General features: G+C 39.1%; 19 protein-coding genes and 3 tRNA genes. 9 read left to right on the forward strand and 13 right to left on the reverse strand.

The genetic code is table 11. From position 1 onward, the window contains the following. Positions 1-2,529: Ig-like domain-containing protein (locus CL42_RS07760; RefSeq protein ID WP_035266880.1), on the forward strand; the 2,529-nt coding region annotated here is incomplete at its 5' end. A 93-nt stretch (positions 2,530-2,622) separates the two neighbouring features. Here CL42_RS07760 and CL42_RS07765 read toward each other — a convergent pair. Beyond that, on the reverse strand, positions 2,623-3,585 hold the full coding sequence (locus CL42_RS07765) for an alpha/beta fold hydrolase (protein WP_035266882.1): 963 nt from the start codon (positions 3,583-3,585) through the stop codon (positions 2,623-2,625). A 105-nt stretch (positions 3,586-3,690) separates the two neighbouring features. Between CL42_RS07765 and CL42_RS07770 the strand changes: the two genes are divergently transcribed. After that, on the forward strand, positions 3,691-4,014 hold the full coding sequence (locus tag CL42_RS07770; RefSeq protein WP_035266885.1) for an MGMT family protein: 324 nt from the start codon (positions 3,691-3,693) through the stop codon (positions 4,012-4,014). Positions 4,015-4,046: 32 nt separating this feature from the next. On the opposite strand, the gene CL42_RS07775 is transcribed toward CL42_RS07770, so the two are convergent. Then, complete coding sequence (locus tag CL42_RS07775; RefSeq protein WP_035266887.1) at positions 4,047-4,487, reverse strand: universal stress protein; 441 nt, start codon at positions 4,485-4,487, stop codon at positions 4,047-4,049. A gap of 247 nt (positions 4,488-4,734) precedes the next feature. Between CL42_RS07775 and CL42_RS07780 the strand changes: the two genes are divergently transcribed. Beyond that, positions 4,735-5,493, forward strand: coding sequence for a hypothetical protein (locus CL42_RS07780; RefSeq protein ID WP_035266889.1), 759 nt, complete (start codon positions 4,735-4,737; stop codon positions 5,491-5,493). Here CL42_RS07780 and CL42_RS07785 read toward each other — a convergent pair. Further along, positions 5,477-6,106: a CatB-related O-acetyltransferase gene (locus CL42_RS07785; protein WP_035266891.1), complete on the reverse strand. Its 630-nt coding sequence runs from the start codon at positions 6,104-6,106 to the stop codon at positions 5,477-5,479. The genes CL42_RS07780 and CL42_RS07785 overlap by 17 nt on opposite strands. Positions 6,107-6,182: 76 nt before the next feature. Continuing rightward, positions 6,183-6,596, reverse strand: a complete 414-nt coding sequence (locus tag CL42_RS07790) for a RidA family protein (RefSeq protein WP_035266893.1) — start codon at positions 6,594-6,596, stop codon at positions 6,183-6,185. A 119-nt stretch (positions 6,597-6,715) separates the two neighbouring features. On the opposite strand from CL42_RS07790, the gene CL42_RS07795 reads away from it, so the two are divergent. Beyond that, positions 6,716-7,303, forward strand: a complete 588-nt coding sequence (locus tag CL42_RS07795; protein WP_035266956.1) for a TetR/AcrR family transcriptional regulator — start codon at positions 6,716-6,718, stop codon at positions 7,301-7,303. A gap of 66 nt (positions 7,304-7,369) precedes the next feature. Here CL42_RS07795 and greA read toward each other — a convergent pair whose 3' ends face one another. From greA to yhbY, 5 genes are all read right to left on the reverse strand, one after another. Further along, positions 7,370-7,846 carry a transcription elongation factor GreA gene (greA, locus tag CL42_RS07800; RefSeq protein WP_035266896.1) on the reverse strand — a complete coding sequence of 159 codons (477 nt, stop codon included), beginning with the start codon at positions 7,844-7,846 and terminating at the stop codon, positions 7,370-7,372. Between the two features lie 95 nt (positions 7,847-7,941). Next, on the reverse strand, positions 7,942-11,175 hold the full coding sequence (carB, locus tag CL42_RS07805; RefSeq protein WP_035266898.1) for a carbamoyl-phosphate synthase large subunit: 3,234 nt from the start codon (positions 11,173-11,175) through the stop codon (positions 7,942-7,944). A 14-nt stretch (positions 11,176-11,189) separates the two neighbouring features. Next, the gene (carA, locus tag CL42_RS07810; RefSeq protein WP_035266900.1) at positions 11,190-12,332 is read right to left on the reverse strand and encodes a glutamine-hydrolyzing carbamoyl-phosphate synthase small subunit; all 1,143 of its coding nucleotides are present in this window, start codon (positions 12,330-12,332) and stop codon (positions 11,190-11,192) included. 803 nt (positions 12,333-13,135) lie between these two features. Continuing rightward, positions 13,136-13,672 carry a DOMON-like domain-containing protein gene (locus CL42_RS07815; RefSeq protein ID WP_035266902.1) on the reverse strand — a complete coding sequence of 179 codons (537 nt, stop codon included), beginning with the start codon at positions 13,670-13,672 and terminating at the stop codon, positions 13,136-13,138. Between the two features lie 15 nt (positions 13,673-13,687). Beyond that, positions 13,688-14,011: a ribosome assembly RNA-binding protein YhbY gene (yhbY, locus tag CL42_RS07820; protein ID WP_035266903.1), complete on the reverse strand. Its 324-nt coding sequence runs from the start codon at positions 14,009-14,011 to the stop codon at positions 13,688-13,690. Between the two features lie 196 nt (positions 14,012-14,207). Between yhbY and rlmE the strand changes: the two genes are divergently transcribed. The 4 genes from rlmE to CL42_RS07840 all read left to right on the forward strand — a co-directional run bounded on the left by rlmE (position 14,208) and on the right by CL42_RS07840 (position 18,317). Beyond that, complete coding sequence (rlmE, locus tag CL42_RS07825; RefSeq protein ID WP_035266905.1) at positions 14,208-14,858, forward strand: 23S rRNA (uridine(2552)-2'-O)-methyltransferase RlmE; 651 nt, start codon at positions 14,208-14,210, stop codon at positions 14,856-14,858. Between the two features lie 137 nt (positions 14,859-14,995). Further along, positions 14,996-16,885: an ATP-dependent zinc metalloprotease FtsH gene (gene ftsH, locus CL42_RS07830; RefSeq protein WP_035266907.1), complete on the forward strand. Its 1,890-nt coding sequence runs from the start codon at positions 14,996-14,998 to the stop codon at positions 16,883-16,885. 103 nt (positions 16,886-16,988) lie between these two features. Beyond that, on the forward strand, positions 16,989-17,843 hold the full coding sequence (gene folP / locus CL42_RS07835) for a dihydropteroate synthase (RefSeq protein WP_035266909.1): 855 nt from the start codon (positions 16,989-16,991) through the stop codon (positions 17,841-17,843). A gap of 162 nt (positions 17,844-18,005) precedes the next feature. Beyond that, on the forward strand, positions 18,006-18,317 hold the full coding sequence (locus CL42_RS07840; RefSeq protein ID WP_035266912.1) for a DUF5713 family protein: 312 nt from the start codon (positions 18,006-18,008) through the stop codon (positions 18,315-18,317). 109 nt (positions 18,318-18,426) lie between these two features. On the opposite strand, the gene CL42_RS07845 is transcribed toward CL42_RS07840, so the two are convergent. Next, positions 18,427-18,512 (reverse strand) — tRNA-Leu (locus tag CL42_RS07845). Positions 18,513-18,729: 217 nt separating this feature from the next. On the opposite strand from CL42_RS07845, the gene CL42_RS07850 reads away from it, so the two are divergent. After that, positions 18,730-20,493: an alkaline phosphatase D family protein gene (locus CL42_RS07850; protein ID WP_035266913.1), complete on the forward strand. Its 1,764-nt coding sequence runs from the start codon at positions 18,730-18,732 to the stop codon at positions 20,491-20,493. Positions 20,494-20,501: 8 nt separating this feature from the next. On the opposite strand, the gene CL42_RS07855 is transcribed toward CL42_RS07850, so the two are convergent. From CL42_RS07855 to CL42_RS07865, 3 genes are all read right to left on the reverse strand, one after another. Continuing rightward, complete coding sequence (locus tag CL42_RS07855; protein WP_035266957.1) at positions 20,502-21,233, reverse strand: hypothetical protein; 732 nt, start codon at positions 21,231-21,233, stop codon at positions 20,502-20,504. A 119-nt stretch (positions 21,234-21,352) separates the two neighbouring features. Further along, positions 21,353-21,438 (reverse strand) — tRNA-Leu (locus CL42_RS07860). Positions 21,439-21,447: 9 nt separating this feature from the next. Continuing rightward, a tRNA-Cys gene (locus CL42_RS07865) sits at positions 21,448-21,521 on the reverse strand. Between the last annotated feature and the right edge of the window lies 1 nt (position 21,522).

A 21,522-nucleotide genomic window follows, 5' to 3' on the forward strand; every position in this document is an offset into this window, starting at 1 on the left:
GGTAATCCAACTGAACAAGATTTTGTAATCGACTTGACACCACCAGATATCGATATTGATCCGTGGGAAGATGATAATGATCCTTGGTTAGATATCGATCCTTGGGATGATGAAGAAGCTGCATGGGATGTGAGTGAAGCTGCATCTGTACAGGCAGTATCATTAGCTGCTGAGCCTCAAATTGCTGCATTCTCTGCTTTCGCTGCACGCTCATTATTTGTAGCTGAACCAGTAGTAAAAGCAGCTCAAGTAACGGCGGTTGATCCAAGTATTAATTATACTAATGATCCACAACGTACAACTAGAGGTAATACAGAAAACAATCCTAAAGAGGTTGCTGTAGAGATTAAAGATGCTAATGGTAGTGTTGTATCTAGTGGTTTAGCAGTGTTGTCAGCAGGTCGTTGGAGTTATAAACCAGCAGAACCTTTAGCAGATGGTACATATACACTTGTAGCTACTGCACGTGATGCAGCAGGTAATACTAGCCGTACAGTTTCTTTAAAATTTGGTGTAGATACACTTTCACCTGACTTGTCAGTTGAAGAGTTATATCCTACAAATGACACTACCCCAGCAATTTCTGGTTCAACTGAACAATATTCTAAAGTTCAAGTCGTGATCAAAGATAAGAATGGAAATACTGTTGTAGATGCACCAGCTTCTGTAGATAGCTCAGGCAATTGGACATTTACACCGCCAAGAGATTTGGCGGATGGTAATTATACAGTTGAAGTAACATCTACCGATTTAGCAAAAAACAAAACAACTGAAACACATCAATTAACAGTTGATACTCAAGCTCCTGATGCTGTGATTATTAATCCAATTACAGATCCAAGTGACTTGAAACCAGTATTAACAGGTAAAGCTGAAGCGAATACTACTGTCGAATTAGTGATTAAGGACTCTACAGGTCGAATTATTGATTCTGCACTTGTTCCTGCTGATCAAAATGGTAATTGGGCATATCCAATCAACAATAATTTACCAGAAGGTACAATTATCGTTGAAGCTAAAGCGATTGATGAAGCTGGAAATGTCGGTCCTTCATCAAGCATTGGCTTTGATTTAGATGTAACTCCGCCAGATGCTCCAACTGCTACATTTAATGCTGATGGTTCATTAGTAACTGGTACTGCACAAGCTTTATCAACAGTTAAAGTAAAAGATGCAAACAACAACGTGATTGGTACAACTACTGCGGATAGCAATGGAAACTACTCAATTAAGTTGACACCAAGTTTAAATGACGGACAAAACGTATCTGTGACAGCTTCTGACGTAGCGGGTGAATCTGCACCACGTAAAGTGACTGCACCGAACATTCCGTTGGATGCAATTGATAACGTTGCGAAAGCAGGTATCGAGTATGAGTATCCAGTTACACAGAAATTCATTAAAGATGCGATTTCATATAACTGGTTGATTGGCTTCCTCGGAATTACGCTTGGTAAAACGAGTGGTGCTACAGAGTTTACAATCGGTGCTAATAAAACAGCTGACGTACAGCTTCAAGTGAAGTCTGCATCTTGGGCAACATTGTTTGACTCTGTGAAGATTAACCTTTACAAGCAAGATAGTTCAGGTAAATGGGTGCTGATTGCGAACGACAAGTCTTCTGGTTTATTTGACTTTATTGGAATTTTTGGTGAGTACGCACATATCAACTTAGATGATTTATCTACTGGTAAATATCGTATTGAAATGAGCAACGCTAATCTGGCTTCTTTACCAGGTTATGTTCAGACTAACTTGCTGATTAAAGAAACTGATACAAGTACAACGCCTGTTGTGAAGTCAATCACTGAAGCGAAGGGTAATGTCATTACTGATCTAGATCTTATACATGGTAAAGATCTTGTAGTTGCCGGTACTGTTGTGAAAGCTGTAAATGGTGTTGCGATTAATGGTGCAACAACAATCAAAGGTGAGTTTGGTACATTAACAATCGATGCAAACGGTACATACGCTTACAAACCAAATGCAAACATTAATGCGATTGGTAAAACGGATGTATTTAAATACACGATTACTGATCCTGTAACTGGTAAGTCTGATACAGCGCAATTAGTACTTCAAATTGATTCTAAATCAGGTACACCATTGGCTTGGAGCAAATTCACACCAGAAGCAAACGCGAATGATGCTGATGCATTGGCGAATGAAACAGCTGGTAAGTTCAACTCTACTTACTTGAATGAAACAGTTTCTGCTAAAGGTTTGGATAAGTTAATCTTCAATGTGTTAAATGACAACAGCCATAACGGTGGTAACGGTGTTGACACAATCAATGACTTCCAATTAGGCAGCAATGTGAAGATTGATGTATCTGAGTTGTTATCTGATAGTGCAACTGCTCAAAACATTGATAAATTCATCTTTGTCGAGAAAGACGGAAACAATACGAAGTTAAGTATTGATCGTGATGGCGCAGGTACAACTTATAACAAGGTTGACCTAATTACTTTCAACAATACTGATGTTTCACTTCAAGACTTGTTGAACAAAAACCACTTGTTGTTCTAATAGACTAATGTGAAAAAGAGGAACTTCGGTTCCTCTTTTTTATTCTTGAATAAAAAATGGGACATTTAAAATGTCCCATTCATTGTCTATAACTTATTTGAGTAGATTAAGAAAATTTAAATAATGTTGTACGAGGATTTGTTCTTGTTCCAATATTGGTGTATGACCTACACCTTTTAAGATGATAGGCTCTTGAGCATTTTTCAGTAATTCTTTCAGTTCAGCTGCAGCTTCTACATTAATAATTTGATCACGATCTCCCCAAATGATGAGTGTTGGTTGATCGATTGAACGAGCCGCTAGCGCAAATGTTTCAGGTGTAAATGATTTGGACATGAGAATAAGTTGCTCAACGAGTTTCGTGTTATTCGTAACATTGGATATCATGAGCTTTTCTTGTTCGACTTTCAGCTCGTTCGGTATAAATGGAGGTTGCTGCGTAGCAATTTTAAATAACCGATCAAAATCTCCAGGTTTAGAAACGATAAAATTTTTGAGTAAATTTGGGTCTTTTAAGTAAGGGGTATTGGCAGATTTAAATACACCTGCACTATTAATGAGTAGTAATGATTTAGTATCGATTGGATACTGCGCCGCATAAAGTAATGCTACAGCTCCGCCCATGGAGTGACCGGCAACATTTAGATTTTGATCAACATGAATGGCTTCTGCAAAGCGACGTAATTTTTCTGTCAGATTAGGAATTGAATAATCAAAATCTGCTGCTACTTTACTATCACCTTGACCAGGTAAATCAGGGATAATGATGTGATAATGTGGTGTCAGATAACGAGCGACTCGGTTCCAATTATCGCGACTGCCTGCAAGACCATGCACAAGCATAAGTACGGGTTTGCCTTTGGTTCCACCTTCACTGTAAGCCCAATCGATGTCGGAAACTTTAATACGCTTGGTATTCAGTCCAGCCCAAGCACGTTCTTGTTGTAAAATATTTTGTATATTTATACTGCTTGGCACGGCTTGAGTTGTCGATGTAATTGAGATTGTACCGACTGCAATAGAAGCAGCAAGTAAGTGTGAAAATATCCTTTTCATTGTATTTCTCTGTGTATTGTTATTGTGCAAATTTAGAGTAAGTGAGTCTGTTATGAAATGCATTTGCTCAAATCAATCATCCGATAAACTATAGGTCAATTATTGATGAATCGATCAGTATCAGCGGAAATGGCACAGTTGATCTTGGCCACAGTATCACAAATTCCTTATGGGAAAGTAGCCAGTTATGGTCAAATTGCTGCGATGTCAGGACTGCCTAAACATGCCCGGTTGGTTGGTCGTGTTTTGAATCAATTAGATGTGAGTAGCGACTTGCCTTGGCATCGTGTCATTAATGCGCAAGGTAAAATTAGTCATCAGCGTTTGGATGATCAAGGTTTTAATTGCCAGCAAGCTAGATTACTTGAAGAGGGGATCGTGTTTAACAATGGCAAAATAGATTTTAAGGTTTTTGGATGGTTCGAGTAGCTCCGTATGTCGGTATACGGAGCTATCAGTTATTATTGCTTTACGACAAAAACAGGTACATTGACTTCGGTGATGAGGCTTTGTGCGACACTGCCCATAATTAATTTCTTGAATCCTGTGCGACCGTGCGAGCTGATAACAATCAAATCAATATTAAGCTCATCAATCGCTTTCATTATGGTGCGGTGAATACTTTCTCCTTCGAGTATTTTAGTCTCTACGTCTACTCCATATTCATTAAACTTTGCTTTAGCTTGAGCTAGGTTATCTTCAATAAATTTTCGTGCTCGTTCAATTAAAAGATTTGACTGCCCATCTGAGAGATATTCGGCTGCGATATAGGGATCGAGTGTCATCACTTGAACAACAGTGATTTTGCTATTAAATGCTTTAGCCAATTCAACAGCATGCTGAACGACGTTGAGTGCTACTTCTGAACCATCCACTGGAACGAGGATATTTTGATAACTCATGTTGTTCTCCTTTTTTAACCGTTATTAAAATAGTTCAAAATAAAGTTGAAAAATTATGCTTTCGTATTGATCATATACTGATTTTTTTATTAATAAAACCAAGTGAATTTGTTGGAATTTTTTTAAACATGTATTTAAGATTGGTTAAATTATTTGATAACTATATCTTTATTTATTTTTATATAAACTATTTCATCAATTCTATATTCTGGTATAAGTTCCTCAGAACAAATATTAATTAAATTAAATGATAAATTTTTGTAAAGTTGTTTGCATCTCGATTTTTGGTGCATTATTAACATCTCATCTCTATGCAAATTATATAATCTTTGCACAATCATTTGCGGAAATTCCAAGTTCTAAGAGTTTGGTCAACTCAATTTGTCAAAAAAACGAATTGAAATGTCGAGCACAAGACACAAAATTATATCGTGTGAAGAATATTAAGGATTCATATTACTATCTAATTGATTCTTCTCCTAAATTAGTCAAATTTAAAAAAAAGGGTGAACACTATATTGAACTTAATCGTTGGGATTTTGAGGATTATAGACACTCACATCAAAGTTCTAGCATAGACGATGAGTTTCAAAGCTCAGGAATCAAAATTTATCCAGCACTTTATCCATTAAGTCAAAATGATCTGGCAATTGCTATCATTGATGATAGGTTTGTAAGCTACTCAGGGGGAGGGAGAACAGAGCAGTATGCGGACTTTGTTCAATTGAATCGTAAAGGAAAATATAGATTAGCAGTAGCAGATCAACTTTTTTATGCTTCTGAAAGGATTCGTGCATGTTTTTCAGAACATGATTATCAGACTTCAGCACATTGTTACGATGAGTCTGGAACTGTTCTAAATATTCATTTTAAACGGGGTGATCAGCAATATTATCATTGGACTCTTAATTACACAGATTATATTTGGCCTGCTCACGAATCTGAAAAAAATCGAAAAGTAGTGAAATATTCAAAAAAAATATTGCCATTTAATGATCTAAATTAAAAACATAATCTGAAATTGAATTAACATCACCTGCCTGCAACTGTTCACGCATTTTTAAAAACTGCTTTTCATCTAAATCATAGAGCTTAAGAGAAAGCAGTTTTTTAACATCTTCCTTAGGGAAACGGTATTTAATAATTTTGGCAGGTACACCACCGACGACAGCATAAGGTGGCACGTCTTTGGTGACGACAGCACCAGTTGCCACCACTGCGCCTTCACCAAGTTTTACCCCTTGCATAATCATGGCACGGGAACCAATCCAACACCCATCACCAATGATAGTATCGCCGGCAGGCACAAAACTACGCGTATCAAAAGGAAATGCAGAAATCCAGTCGGTACGGTGTAACTGATTTCCACCCATCATGATGACACACTCAGCGCCAAAACATACAAAATTGCCGATATAAAGCTGATCGATGGGTTTTTCAGGTGTCGAAGCTTTGTCATGTAGATAACGCACCACACAACGCTCAAAACCTTGATCCCAATATGCTGAGTAATAGCTGTAATTGCCTTTGATATGAATATTCGGATTTTTGACTGTTTTCGAAATAAATTCGAATTCGCACCAATGCTTAACAGGGGAGTTGATCAGCTTTTCAGACATATCAATTAGATGACACACACGGAGAGTGTATTATAGCGAATAGGCTATTGGACTGGCATATTAATTTTCAAAACCCTTATGTAAACTCAGTAAGTTTAGCGTTATTAGGAATACGTGCAATCACTTTAATTTCAAAATCAAATCCTGCTAACCAATTCACACCTAAAGCTGTCCAGTTGGGATAAGGTTTTTGCGTGAAAACCTGATTTTTGACTTTCATAATGGTTTCAAATTGATGTTCTGGATCGGTATGAAAAGTCGTGACATCGACAATATCATCAAAATTACAACCAGCCCCAGCCAAAGTGTCAGCTAAGTTTTGAAAAGCCTGCGCAACTTGTTTTTCAAAATCTGGTTCAGGCGAACCATCTTCACGACTACCAACTTGTCCTGAAACAAAGAGTAAATCTTGCGATCGAATGGCGGCAGAATAACCATGTTGTTCATACAATGCATGGCGTTTTTTCGGAAAAATAGCTGTTCTTGTCATGAAATTATCTCCATTGAGATGTGAATTAAAAATTTAACATACGAATCGTATGTGAATAACTTAATTGACATACGTAGTGTATGTCAATTAGAATTTTTGTCATGGAAGGGATGCAAGTTATGTCTGTACGTGAACAAAAAATGGTGGAAACCCGCAAAAAATTGATTGAAGTTGCACGTCGTGCCTTTGCGATGTATGGATATGCTGATACATCCATGGATAAACTCACAGCAGAGGTGGGGTTGACGCGTGGGGCGCTCTATCATCATTTCGGTGATAAGAAAGGCTTATTTGCTGCGGTGGTTGATCAAATTGATTCAGAGATGGCTGCATCTGCCCAACAACATTTGAAACAGCCTGATGACCTATGGGAAGGGTTGATGCTGGAAGGGCGTACGTATATCGAACATGCATTAAACGCAGAATTTCAGCGTATTGTACTGCGTGATGGGCCAGCAGTATTGGGAGATCCAGCACATTGGCCAAGTCAAAATAGATGCTTGCAGAAGACACGTGAATGCGTAGAGCAATTGTTAGCTGAAAATAGATTAAAACAAATCGATGCACTTGCTGCTGCAGTCTTGCTTAATGGGGCAGCCATGAATGCAGCATTGTGGGTGGCGTCTAGTGAACATCCTAAAAAGCTATTACCACAGGCTTTACAAGCCTTCGAAATATTTGCTTCGGGCTTCTTGAAAATAAATTAATGTAAATTTTTAATCCAATAAAAAAACCCCTCATCAGAGGGGGGTTATAGCTTAAAATATCAAGAATTAAAGATATTCTACGCTCACAATTTCGTATTCAACTTCACCTTGAGGTGTCGTAATCTTAACTTCATCGCCTTCATTTTTTCCTAAAAGACCACGAGCGATAGGGGAATTCACAGATATTTTGTTAATTTTAAAATCTGCTTCGTCGTCACCAACAATTTGATACGTTTTACGTTCTTCAGTATCCAAATTTTCAATTGTGACCGTCACGCCAAAAACAACGCGTCCATTTTGCTCAAGTTCTTTAACGTCAATCACTTGTGCAGCACCCAATTTTCCTTCGATATCTTGGATACGGCCTTCACAGAAACCTTGTTGCTCACGTGCAGCGTGGTATTCCGCGTTTTCTTTAAGATCTCCGTGTTCACGCGCTTCAGCAATCGCTGCTGTAATACGAGGACGATCTACAGTTTTAAGTTGATGTAATTCTTTCTCAAGCGCTTCTTTGCCTTGAGGTGTCATAGGATAACGTTGCATAGTTGTCCCTCAAAAAAGTAAGTATGAAAAAATACTAAGTCTATAAATGAAAAAAAGCCCGCCACCAAGAGGTGACGGGACTTCTTGGTAGTGTATTAACCTACTGTTTGTAAGTCTTGCAAACGATATACATCCATTGGCAATTTGATTGCTAAAGCTTGGCAAACTGCATCTGCACCATTAAGGGTAGTCGTATGATAGACCTTACCTTGAAGTGCAGAACGGCGGATTGAGAACGAATCCTGCTGAGCTTGTTTACCTTCTGTTGTATTGATAATGAGGTGTATTTCGCCATTTTTCAAGCGGTCCACAATATTTGGACGACCTTCAGTCACTTTATTTACACGTTCACATTCAATACCAGCCGCTTTGATGACATCGTATGTGCCACCAGTAGCAAGAATTTTGAAGCCAAAGCCAGCAAGTTGTTTTGCAATACCTGCTGCACGTGGTTTATCAGAATCACGTACAGAGATGAACGCATGTTTAACTTCACCTTCCGTTGGAAGACCTGGTAAACGCTCATTTGCACCTAATACAGCTTTATAGAACGCTTCACCAAATGTTTTACCAACGCCCATCACTTCACCTGTAGATTTCATCTCAGGCCCAAGGATTGGATCAACACCAGGGAACTTGTTGAATGGGAACACTGCTTCTTTAACAGAGAAGTGCTCAGGGATAATCTCTGTAGTGAATCCTTGAGATTCTAAAGATTGACCCGCCATACAACGTGCAGCGACTTTCGCTAAAGACTCACCGATACACTTAGATACAAACGGAACTGTACGTGATGCACGTGGGTTCACTTCTAAAATGTAAACGTCTTCGCCTTTAACAGCAAACTGTACGTTCATTAAACCAACAACACCAAGCTCTTTAGCCATCGCGATAGTTTGACGGCGCATTTCGTCCTGAATCTCTTTAGAAAGAGAGTAAGGAGGGATCGAACATGCAGAGTCACCTGAGTGGATACCTGCTTGTTCGATATGCTGCATGATACCGCCAATCACCACGTCTTTACCGTCAGATACGCAGTCTACGTCAACTTCGATCGCGTCGTCTAGGAAGCGGTCAAGAAGAACAGGGGCATCGTTAGAAGCTTGAACAGCATCACGTAAATAGCGACGTAATTCTTCGTCGTTATATACGATTTCCATTGCACGACCACCAAGTACATAAGATGGACGTACTACAAGTGGATAGCCAACTTTCGCTGCTTCAGCCATACCTTCTTCAGCAGATTTTACAATGCTGTTGTTTGGTTGACGAAGTTGCAGACGTTGAATCATTTGTTGGAAACGTTCACGGTCTTCTGCACGGTCAATCGCATCAGGAGATGTACCAATAATTGGTGCACCAGCTTCTTCTAAAGCACGAGCCAATTTAAGTGGTGTTTGACCACCGTACTGTACGATGATGCCTTTTGGCTTCTCAATACGTACGATTTCTAACACATCTTCGAGTGTAATTGGTTCGAAGTACAGGCGATCAGATGTGTCATAGTCAGTAGAAACCGTTTCAGGGTTACAGTTCACCATGATTGTTTCATAACCGTCTTCACGCATCGCAAGCGCCGCGTGTACACAGCAGTAATCGAATTCGATACCTTGACCAATACGGTTAGGACCACCACCGATCACCATGATCTTGTCTTTGCTAGACGGGTTTGATTCACATTCGTCATCGTAAGTTGAATACATATACGCTGTGTCTGATTCAAACTCAGCAGCACAAGTATCTACACGTTTGTAAACTGGGGTTACGCCCAAGTTCCAACGATGTTTACGGAATTGTTTTTGTGAAATACCCATCAAGTTCGCAATGCGAAGGTCAGATAAACCTTTACGTTTAAATGAACGGATGCTGTCCGCATTTAGATCGCCAAAACCTAAAGTTTTGATTTGGTTTTCTGTTTTGATGATGTCTTCGATTTGGATCAAGAACCATTTGTCGATCTTAGTCGCTTGGAATACATCTTCTAATGTAAAACCGTGACGGAATGCGTCAGCCACGTACCAAATACGCTCAGGACCTGGAACACGTAGTTCTTGTAGGATTTTCTCACGCGCGCCTTCAGCACCCACTTCGATTTTTTCATCAAAGCCAGTTGCACCTACTTCAAGACCACGAAGTGCTTTGTTTACAGACTCTTGGAAGTTACGACCAATCGCCATCACTTCACCAACAGATTTCATCTGTGTGGTTAAAGTTGCGTCAGCTTGTGGGAATTTCTCAAAGTTGAAACGTGGAACTTTAGTTACAACGTAGTCAATCGCAGGTTCGAAGGAAGCTGGAGTGGTACCACCAGTGATGTCATTTTTAAGCTCATCAAGGGTATAACCAACCGCTAATTTCGCAGCGATTTTCGCAATAGGGAAACCAGTTGCTTTTGAAGCCAATGCAGAAGAACGAGATACACGTGGGTTCATCTCGATCACAACCATACGGCCAGTATTTGGACAAATACCGAACTGTACGTTAGAACCACCAGTTTCTACACCAATCTCACGTAACACTGCTAAAGATGCATTACGCATTAACTGATATTCTTTATCTGTTAATGTTTGCGCAGGTGCAACAGTGATTGAGTCACCTGTGTGTACGCCCATTGGGTCAAAGTTTTCAATCGAACAGACGATGATACAGTTGTCGTTTTTGTCACGAACAACTTCCATTTCGTATTCTTTCCAACCAATTAAAGACTCATCGATCAATAATTGTTTTGTTGGAGAAAGGTCGAAACCACGTTCACAGATTTCAAGGAATTCTTCTTTGTTGTATGCGATACCACCGCCTGAACCACCCATGGTAAATGATGGACGGATAATCACTGGGAAGCCGAAACGTGCTTGAATTTCTAAAGCTTCTTCCATTGATTCAGCGATTGCTGCTTTTGGACATTCAAGACCAATTTTACGCATTGCTTGGTCGAAAAGTTTACGGTCTTCCGCTTTTTCGATCGCTTCTTTCGTTGCACCAATCAATTCAACATTGAATTTTTCTAAAATGCCATGCTCATCAAGGGCAAGGGCACAGTTCAATGCAGTCTGACCACCCATTGTTGGAAGAACTGCGTCTGGGCGTTCTTTCTCAATGATCGCTGCAACTGTTTGCCAAGTGATTGGCTCGATATACGTTGCATCTGCCATTGCAGGGTCAGTCATGATCGTTGCAGGGTTAGAGTTTACCAGAATTACACGGTAACCTTCTTCACGTAATGCTTTACATGCTTGTGCGCCTGAGTAGTCAAACTCACACGCCTGACCGATAACAATTGGACCAGCACCAATAATTAAGATGCTTTTAATATCCGTACGCTTTGGCATTATTTGCTCCTCAATTACTTCTTAGATGCTTCAATAAGTTCGATGAAATGATCGAACAATGGTGCGCAGTCATGTGGACCTGGGCTTGCTTCTGGGTGACCTTGGAAACTAAACGCAGGCTTATCTGTACGATGAATCCCTTGAAGAGTTTGATCGAACAATGATTTGTGCGTCGCTTTAAGGTTTGCAGGTAATGTTTCTGCATCCACTGCGAAGCCATGATTTTGAGAAGTTATCATCACTGTACCATCTTCGATGTTTTGTACAGGATGGTTAGCACCATGGTGACCATGAGGCATTTTCACCGTTTTAGCGCCAGAAGCGAGAGCAAGAATTTGGTGACCCAAGCAAATACCAAATACAGGTACGTTACGGGCATCTTCAACAATTGTTTTTACAGCTTCAATTGCATAGTCACATGCTGCAGGATCGCCAGGACCATTCGATAAGAATACGCCATCTGGATTTAGAGCAAGAACTTTTTCAGCAGGAGTTTGTGCGGGCACGACAGTTAATTTACAACCGCGGTCTGCGAGCATACGTAAGATGTTGGTTTTGACACCATAATCATATGCAACAACATGGAATTTTGCTTCTGGTTGGGAGAAACCTTGACCTAATTTCCAAGAACCTTCAGTCCATTCGAAACCGTTTGGATCACAGCATTCTTTCGCAAGATCTAAACCATTCAGACCGCCGAATGCACGAGCTTTTTCTAAAGCTTCTTCTTCTGTAATATTTTCACCAGCTAAGATACAACCGTTTTGTGCACCTTTAGCACGTAAAATACGTGTCAGTTTACGTGTATCAATGTCAGCGATAGCGACAACATTGTGAGATTTTAAGTATTCGCCTAAAGATTGCGTAGATCGGAAGTTGCTGTGCAATAAAGGTAGGTCACGAATGATCAATCCGTTTGCCCATACTTTATGAATTCGACCTGACTCAGCGTCTTCATCATTACAACCTGTGTTACCAATGTGTGGATAGGTAAGCGTAACAAGCTGTTGTGCATAACTTGGGTCAGTCAAAATTTCTTGATAGCCAGTCATGGCAGTGTTGAAAACGACTTCACCAGTCGTACTACCCGATGCACCGATTGACGTTCCTTTAAAGATCGTACCATCGGCAAGGGCTAAAATTGCTGGGGTGCTCAAACCAAAGCTCCTGAAATTTAGGCTGTAAAAAAGCGAGTAGACGAAAAAAAAGGAAGGCTACTTTAAAACCCACCCTCCTTACATCTGCTCGCTTGAACTTAACACGGCATTATACGCAAACACCTTGTCAAAGTCCACGTAAATAAACCTGAATTCGTCAGATATATACCTTGTAATTTGTTTAAAAGTCTGCTTTTTAAACTTTGGACAAAAGTCTAAGAATGTAAGAATTGTTTAATAATTCAAAAGTTAAGTTTTATCACGATGTATCAAAGTTTATGTAGACTTACAATTAATAAGCTAAGTTTCTGAAACAGAATAACAAAGCTTCTAAAAAGCTGATTTGTTAAATAGAACAAATGTTGAAGTTGCTCCAGATGCTTTCTAAAAGTTCGAAAAAAGTACTGATTAGGTCTATCTACAAGTATTTTAGAAAAGATCAATTAAACATGGAAAATTGAGGTAAATATTGAATTGTTTGTTAAAAGTGTAGGTTAAATTATTCAAAGATGAAATTGGTATTTAGAATGATGGCATTTAAAAATTAAACCGATCGAATTTAAATAGATTTGAGGCTACTTCGGTGTTTGTGAAGAAATATTTAAGAGCAGATTTGGCTGTTCAAGTGATTAAGGACAATTTTGAAAATTAGAGATGAATAACAGGAATTACAAATATAACTAGATATAACACGTTGAGATCAGTTGTATAAAACTTAACTCTAAAAGAGGTGGGAAGAGTCTACAACTATAGAACTTAAATATTGGGGTAAAAAAATAGTGAGATTAAATCTCACTATTTTTTTAAAACTGATGCAACCAATCGCGCTTGTTATGGAAGTCAGCCTCAGGACTACTATGCTGCATCGCATAATAATGTTTAGCTTGCGATGTGTTTAATACAGCGGATAAGCCAATAAAAATATCCTGCCATTTCAATTTATGTTTTAACATAAACTTCGTTAAATCAAGGCTCACATTTAAACCATAGTGCGTCTTTTTGAGTGAGTTCAGTTCTATGTCATAAGCTGCTTGTGGTGGCATATCTTCAGGGTAGCGATACTCTTCAAATTGATACGCTTGCCAAGCTTGAGAAGGGGAGAGATTGACTTCACGATAAAAGTCCTGATCTTTCACCCCAATGAAAATTTCAAAGCAGGTTTCTTCCCACAGAAAATCTCGTCGTGGATGACCAGCTACAATTTCTGGATAAACTAAGTATTGATTTGGGTCACGTAACCAATAGCCCACATTTAGTGTGTATGGACTCACTTGTTCAATTGCACCAACCAGGGAGATATCAAAGTAACGGTCAAAAGAATTTAGTTCGTAACTTGCCATTCAATGCAACTCAAATTAATTAGAAAGATGCGCGTGGCGAACAAGATTTGAAAGTTTAGGATTTTGTTTTGCCGCTTTCTTGTATAAAAGTGCAATTTTTCCAATGGTTTGAACAACTTCTGCACCAGTAACTTCGGCGATTTCAGTAATGACAGCTGCGCGAGCATCACGATCTTCACCGCCAATTTTTACTTTAATTAACTCATGATCATTTAAAGCACGTTGAGTTTCTTCAATGACATTTTCAGTTAAACCTTGACCACCTAACATTACCACTGGGTTAAGTGCATGTCCGATTTGACGCAAACGTTTGCGTTCCTGAATTGATAAAGCCGCCATAAAGATAACCTAATTTTAAAAACGACTTAGTATAGCAAATCAAGAGATCAAACGCTTATGTTTCTCAGAAATAATCGATCAACTTAAATCAAAAAAACATAAACGATAATCTTGAATTAGATACAGATGAATACTGCAAGGGGGATAAAATTCACGTACAATAAAAAGTTAGATGATTACGTGTATTTAAAGAGTTATGGCAACACGCATTACCAATCAGAAGTTATCCAAAAGTAGTCGTGCGTGGATGAGAGAGCATTTAGATGACCCGTTTGTGAAAAAAGCACAAAAGGAAGGTTATCGTGCGCGTGCTGCATATAAATTGCTTGAAATCCAAGAGAAATACAAAATCATTAAACCTGGTATGACTGTCGTGGACCTTGGTGCTGCACCTGGTAGCTGGTCCCAAATCGCCGGAAAATTAGTGGGTGATAAAGGTTTAGTGATTGCATCAGATATTTTGGAAATGGATGCACTTCCAGATGTGACGTTCCTGCAAGGAGACTTTCGAGAAGAGGAAGTTTTCGAAAAATTGTTAAATATTTTAAATGGACGAACTGTAGACGTTGTAATTTCAGATATGGCCCCCAATACATCAGGTAATAAGGCCGTTGATCAACCTCGACAAATTTATTTGTGTGAACTTGCATTAGACTTTGCCAATAAAGTTTTAGGTCCGAAAGGACAGTTTGTTGTCAAAGTTTTCCAAGGAACTGGTTTTGACGAATTCCGTAAGGAAGTTGTAGACAGTTTTGAAGTATTAAAAACTGCAAAGCCTGCTGCCTCGCGTGCTCGTTCGAAGGAAGTTTTTTTAATTGGACAGGGCCGTAAAAAGAAATCGCAATAAAGTGACTTGCCAAGTCGCTAAAAAATGTGCATTTTGTACCTTTTGAATATTTTATTGCGAAATTGATTTACTCGCTTTTTGTTAAAGGTCACCCAATTTTGGGCATGATCAAATTAGATTGATATGGGAATAAAGCTTTGAGCGATCTCTTTAAGAATGCCGTTTTATGGCTTGTTATACTTGGTGTGCTGATATTAATTTTCAGCAACATTAGTGACCGTGATAAGCCTGCTGCATTGAACTATTCAGAATTTGTTGCAGCGGTTAATGCTGGTCAAATTAAACAAGTTACCATTGACGGTGAACGAATTAGTGGCGAAAAAGTAAATGGTTCTCCATTTGAGAGTATTCGTCCTGCGGTTCAAGATCCTGAGTTAATGCCGAATCTCATCAAAAATAATGTCGTTGTTGAAGGCACTGCTCCGCAACGTCAAGGTTTATTGATGCAGCTTTTGATCGCAAGCTTTCCAGTACTTTTAATCATTTTGTTATTCATGTTCTTTATGCGCAACATGGGTGGCGGTGCTGGTGGTAAAAACGGCCCGATGAGTTTTGGTAAGTCAAAAGCAAAAATGCTTTCAGAAGACCAAATCAAAGTCACTTTCACAGATGTTGCGGGTTGTGACGAAGCGAAACAAGAAGTCGTTGAAATTGTTGATTTCTTGAAAGATCCAACAAAGTTTAAGCGTCTTGGTGCGAGCATTCCTCGCGGTGTCCTGATGGTAGGTCCACCGGGTACAGGTAAAACTTTACTTGCGAAAGCGATTGCTGGAGAGGCTAAGGTTCCATTCTTTAGTATCTCAGGTTCGGACTTTGTTGAAATGTTCGTTGGTGTTGGTGCATCACGTGTACGTGATATGTTTGAGCAAGCGAAACGCCATGCGCCGTGTATCATTTTCATTGATGAGATTGATGCGGTGGGTCGTCATCGTGGTTCAGGTACTGGTGGTGGTCACGATGAGCGCGAACAAACCTTGAACCAGATGTTGGTAGAAATGGATGGTTTCGAAGGTAATGAAGGTATCATCGTTATTGCTGCGACTAACCGTGCTGACGTTCTAGATAAAGCTTTACTTCGTCCGGGACGTTTCGACCGTCAAGTGATGGTTGGACTTCCAGATATTAAAGGTCGTGAGCAAATCCTGAATGTGCATTTGAAAAAATTACCTTCAGTGACTGGTGTGGATGTCAAAGTATTGGCACGTGGTACTCCAGGGTTCTCTGGTGCGCAATTGGCAAACTTAGTCAATGAAGCTGCGTTATTTGCTGCACGTCGTAATAAAAATACGGTCGATATGCATGACTTTGAAGATGCAAAAGATAAGCTTTATATGGGGCCAGAGCGTAAATCAATGGTTCTTCGTGAAGAAGAGCGTCGCGCAACGGCTTATCATGAAGCAGGTCATGCGATTGTAGCTGAAATGCTTCCAGGCACAGACCCAGTACATAAAGTCACGATCATGCCACGTGGTTGGGCATTAGGTGTAACTTGGCAGCTTCCAGAGTTTGATCAAACCAGTCATTACAAAGACAAAATGTTGAATGAGCTTTCTATTCTGTTTGGTGGTCGTATTGCAGAAGAAATTTTCATTAATCAGATGTCGACTGGGGCTTCTAATGACTTTGAACGTGCAACAAAAATGGCGCGTGCAATGGTGACTAAGTACGGTATGTCTGACAAGATGGGTGTCATGGTTTATGAAGAAGATGCTCAACAGTCATTTATGGGTAGTCTAGGTGGTCGTACTATTTCTGAAACGACTCAACTTGAAGTTGATCGTGAAATTCGCCGTATCCTAGATGAGCAGTACAAAGTTGCACGTGATATCTTAGAAAATAATAAAGATATTGCCCATGCGATGGTAAAAGCTTTGCTTGAGTGGGAAACGATTGATCGTGATCAAATCCGTGACATTATGGAAGGTCGTGAACCTCAACCACCTAAGGTATATGTGGCTGAGAATCCAATTGTAGATGTAACCCCTACAGATGGTCCTTCAACGCCTCCACCTTTACCAGCAAGCTAAAATGAAGGAGCCTCTTATGAGGCTCTTTTTTTTGTGTTGAAATTATCCCTCATGTTTAAATTTTACTTGATATCATGTGAATAGATTTTCTAGGAACATCAATATGCAACTTATCTCTTTACCTAATCAGATTCTTAAATGTGGTGCATTGGAACTTGATTTGTCAAAGCCTCATGTAATGGGTGTGTTAAATGTAACGCCAGATTCGTTTAGTGATGGTGGTAAACACAATAGTGTAGAGGCGGCACTAGAGAGAGCAAAGCAAATGATTGCTGAAGGGGCGAGTGTTATTGATGTAGGTGGTGAGTCAACTCGCCCTGGCGCATCTGCTGTTGATGTTCAAGATGAAGTAGATCGTGTAGTTCCGGTCGTTGAAGCGTTGTCAAAATTGAATGTAGTGATCTCAATCGACACTTCTCAACCAGAAGTGATTAAAAAGGCGGTTAAAGCTGGAGCGCATATTTGGAATGATGTCAGAGCATTAACAAAGCCACATGCTTTAGAAACAGCTGCGGAATTAGATATTCCAGTCATTATCATGCATATGCGTGGTGAGCCAACCACAATGAACCAGTTGGATCAATATGATGATATTACTTTAGATGTGATTTCAGAATTGCAAACTCGATTAGATGCAGCATTAAATGCAGGAATTAAACCTGAAAATATCATGATTGATCCGGGTTTCGGATTTGCAAAAAATGCACATCAAAACCTGAAATTATTAAAAGAGTTGTATAAATTAAATGAGTTGGGATATCCAATACTTTCTGCATTATCTCGTAAGCGATTTATTGGTGAAGCTTTAGGTGGTGTACCTGCCCATGAGCGTGCAGTGGGTTCGGTGACGGGGCATCTGTTAAGCATACAGCAAGGAGTATGTATGGTCAGAGCACATGATGTAAAAGAAATGGTGCAAGCTATTCAAATTTGGGCAGCAATGAATAGTGTCAGTTAAATTAAAGGCTGATTTAAGACAGTTAAAATCATCAATGAAAATATTAGCTTAGTTATACTTTTATTAAAAGTGAGATTTACTCCTCGTTTTTATTGTTGGTTTAATGTCTAGCTTGTGTTATATAAGCTCGGTTTTTGTTAATGCTATTACTTGAGCTTTAATATGTTGAATGATGTACTTCTCCCGATGTTCGACGATGAATATTATCCTGATATTCTCGTGGCTGAAATTCAGCAACTCATTGAAAAATTCTCAAAGAAGGTATCTAAGGTGAATTCCGATGCTGAGATTTATCAAATCGCCAATGATATTGTGGCGGAAATTAATGAGATGAAACCTCAGTTCGAAGATCTTGACTCTTCTCTTGATGATGCAGCAGCAGACTATATTGCTGAGGCAATGATGATGGTCGTTCAGGAAGAGGGATTCTTAGATATCGAAATGGAAGAACTTGTTTCAAATAGAGAGTGGTAAATCGCTCTCTATTTTTTTTGTGTTGTTATTGTTGTGACTAAACACTAGTCATAAAAAAACCAGCTTACGCTGGGTTCTTTATTTACACCATTATTCTCTATTAGAAGAATGGTGCCCGAGGCCAGACTCGAACTGGCACGCTTTGAGGGCGGGGGATTTTAAATCCCCTGTGTCTACCGATTTCACCACTCGGGCATGTGCGCAATAATAGAGGACACTTTTAAGCTTGGCAAGAGAAAATCGTATTATTTGCTTTCTTTTCAATCAACTTGCATTGATTAGGTTAAAAATTATAACTTTGGGGGCGATGGTTTAAGATATTTGGACATTAAATTGTCATCTGATTGCAATTTTAACTTCATAAATATGGTTTAAGTTCGAAGTTAAAATAACTCGCCAATTCATAAATACAATGAAAAATAAAATCTCAAGACGCGCATTAATTAAAAACTCATTGGCTGGATTTGGTGCGATTTCACTGCCTGTTTCGATTACAGCATGTAATGGCGATGGTCAAACCAGCAATGAGCATAAAGTTGAATTTTTGCATGGAGTGGCGAGTGGAGATCCATTACAGGATCGAATAATTCTTTGGTCGCGAATAACACCTACAGATGTGACGGCAACATATGAGTTAGATTGGGAAATTGCACTTGATGAGAATTTTTCGAATATCGTGCAGATGGGGAGAATTAAGACCTCTGCTGCAAAAGACTTTTGCTTGAAAGTCGATGTGCTTAATTTGAGTGCCGATACTCGCTATTATTACCGATTTAAATATGGACAGATACATTCTCCAATTGGTCGTACGAAGACCTTAGCAACCAAGACCAATGCGGTTAACTTTGCCGTATGCTCATGCTCAAATTATCCAGCTGGTTATTTTTATGTGTATCGTGAAGTTGCGAAGCAGGACGTGGATGCTGTGCTGCATCTGGGCGACTATATTTACGAATATGGCAAAGATGGGTATGCAACTGAACAAGCTGAAAAGCTTGGTAGAACACTCGATGTGGATAATCAAAACGAGATTTACCGTCTAGAAGATTATCGAAAACGTTATGCAAAATATCGAACAGATCCTGATTTACAAGCGGTTCATCAACGTCATCCATTTATTCTGATTTGGGATGATCATGAGCTGACAAATGATGCATGGCGAGCTGGTGCGCAGAATCATCAACCTGATCTAGAGGGAGATTTCGTAGTACGAAGAACAGCAGCCCTAACCGCTTATTTTGAATGGATGCCAATTCGCGAAAAAAGCAAAAATGATATTCTTCATATTTATCGTCAGTTTAATTTTGGTGATTTAGTTCAACTTAATATGCTAGATACACGTATGTTGGCACGTGATGAGCAACTGGCTTTTGCTTCATTTATGGATGGTGAAAATCTAAATGTTGAGCAATTTAGAGCGGCGTTATTGAATGAGCAGCGACAGCTAATAGGGATAGATCAGTTAAACTGGTTGGCGAATAGTCTGCAGAGCTCTCGTGCAATATGGAATGTACTGGGTCAGCAAGTATTGATGGCGAAAATGTTGGTACCTGCTGAGGTATTACAAATATTAAATGTCGCCAAAAGTGGAATGGTAGATGACAACTTTTTAATAGAAGCTCAAAAACGTCTGATGGAGTTGGTCGCGATTAAATTGCGTTATAAAAATAGTGACCCGAGCTTAACTGACGCTGAATTATTAAGAATCCTAACCGTGATTCCTTATAATTTAGACGCTTGGGATGGTTATTATGCTGAGCGTGAGCGTGTTTATGCTTTGTATGAGCAGTATCAGAAGAAAGTTGTTGTGTTGGCTGGAGATACCCATAATGCGTGGGAGTCTGCATTACATCAACAAAATGGTGAGAAGGTGGGGATTGAATTAGCAACAAGTTCAGTTTCTTCACCAGGTATGGAGAAATATCTCAATTTACCTGAGAACTTAATGCAACAATTTGAACAAGTGTTTATCCAATTGATTGATGAATTAAGCTTTTGTAATTTGAATCAACGAGGCTATTTAAAATTGAGCTTTGATTCTACGCAATTGAGTGCAGATTGGTTGTTTTTAACAGATATTCATTCACAGGAGTATCAAGTTGATCAACTGAGATTGCACTCGACCACATATGATACCAATTTGAATATAATTAAAGTAATGCAGCAAGCAAGTTGATCGTAGCGCTACATAATGCTATCGATATATTTTTCAATATCGGTATGCTTGTAGCGCATACACAATTTGTTTTCATAGTTCATCAAATGAACATAAAGTTGCGCATTTTTTTGTTTTTGTTCAATCAGTAATTGATGCTGCTTTGAGTTTTTCGATGAAAAGATTAGTTTTAAGTAAAGCTTAAAATTTTGTTTATAACTCCAGAAAGCCGCTCTACGAATTTCTTGAATGTAGTAATAGTTTTCTTTCGAAGTATTTTCTCGGAATAAATTCTCTTTATAAAATTTAACGAAACCAAAATTCATAGCGAAATAAAACAAAATTCCCTGTAAGAACCAACTTTCCATAAAAGCGATATTTAAACTTTGTAAAAGAATGAGGATGGTCAGTTTGAATGGGGTATTTTTAAGTTGCTGGTAAGTTGAGATACTACTGTGCTTGATCTGTTTGAGGATGATTGGCGTAATCAGCATAAAAAATAACATGATACACAAAACAGCACTCCCACCAGATTGAAAGCCTTCTAAAAAAATAATGTGTTGTTTAAGCAAAAGGGTTAACAAATATGAGCAAGGAAGGAAAATCATTAATGCAAGTGCAAGCGGGATCAGTTCTTTACGCTCATCTAGAATCCCTTTGGTCTTTAACTGACTATAGAGCAAGAAGTTTTTTTTAAACGCTTGAGGATATTGTTGTTTTAGTTCTTGAAGATATTGAGCAACTTGCTGATTTTGATTCATTTGAATATGAAATTCTGAAGATGAGTGATTATAGCAGATGAGTTTAAAGAAAATGCAGACATAAAAAAACCAGCTTACGCTGGGTTCTTTATTTACACCATTATTCTGTATTGGAAGAATGGTGCCCGAGGCCAGACTCGAACTGGCACGCTTTGTGGGCGGGGGATTTTAAATCCCCTGTGTCTACCGATTTCACCACTCGGGCTTAACAAGATGGAGGCGGAGGTCGGAATCGAACCGGCGTACACGGAGTTGCAGTCCGCTGCATGACCACTCTGCCACCCCGCCA

The organism is Acinetobacter sp. Ver3 (assembly GCF_000632455.1).
Lineage (GTDB): Bacteria > Pseudomonadota > Gammaproteobacteria > Pseudomonadales > Moraxellaceae > Acinetobacter.

Coding starts and splice junctions, on each gene's coding strand:
- CL42_RS07765 (WP_035266882.1), bottom strand. CDS start 3,585: ATGAAAAGGATATTTTCACACTTACTTGCTGCTTCTATTGCAGTCGGT.
- CL42_RS07770 (WP_035266885.1), top strand. CDS start 3,691: ATGAATCGATCAGTATCAGCGGAAATGGCACAGTTGATCTTGGCCACA.
- CL42_RS07775 (WP_035266887.1), bottom strand. CDS start 4,487: ATGAGTTATCAAAATATCCTCGTTCCAGTGGATGGTTCAGAAGTAGCA.
- CL42_RS07780 (WP_035266889.1), top strand. CDS start 4,735: ATGATAAATTTTTGTAAAGTTGTTTGCATCTCGATTTTTGGTGCATTA.
- CL42_RS07785 (WP_035266891.1), bottom strand. CDS start 6,106: ATGTCTGAAAAGCTGATCAACTCCCCTGTTAAGCATTGGTGCGAATTC.
- CL42_RS07790 (WP_035266893.1), bottom strand. CDS start 6,596: ATGACAAGAACAGCTATTTTTCCGAAAAAACGCCATGCATTGTATGAA.
- CL42_RS07795 (WP_035266956.1), top strand. CDS start 6,716: ATGTCTGTACGTGAACAAAAAATGGTGGAAACCCGCAAAAAATTGATT.
- greA (WP_035266896.1), bottom strand. CDS start 7,846: ATGCAACGTTATCCTATGACACCTCAAGGCAAAGAAGCGCTTGAGAAA.
- carB (WP_035266898.1), bottom strand. CDS start 11,175: ATGCCAAAGCGTACGGATATTAAAAGCATCTTAATTATTGGTGCTGGT.
- CL42_RS07815 (WP_035266902.1), bottom strand. CDS start 13,672: ATGGCAAGTTACGAACTAAATTCTTTTGACCGTTACTTTGATATCTCC.
- yhbY (WP_035266903.1), bottom strand. CDS start 14,011: ATGGCGGCTTTATCAATTCAGGAACGCAAACGTTTGCGTCAAATCGGA.
- rlmE (WP_035266905.1), top strand. CDS start 14,208: ATGGCAACACGCATTACCAATCAGAAGTTATCCAAAAGTAGTCGTGCG.
- folP (WP_035266909.1), top strand. CDS start 16,989: ATGCAACTTATCTCTTTACCTAATCAGATTCTTAAATGTGGTGCATTG.
- CL42_RS07840 (WP_035266912.1), top strand. CDS start 18,006: ATGTTGAATGATGTACTTCTCCCGATGTTCGACGATGAATATTATCCT.
- CL42_RS07850 (WP_035266913.1), top strand. CDS start 18,730: ATGAAAAATAAAATCTCAAGACGCGCATTAATTAAAAACTCATTGGCT.
- CL42_RS07855 (WP_035266957.1), bottom strand. CDS start 21,233: ATGAATCAAAATCAGCAAGTTGCTCAATATCTTCAAGAACTAAAACAA.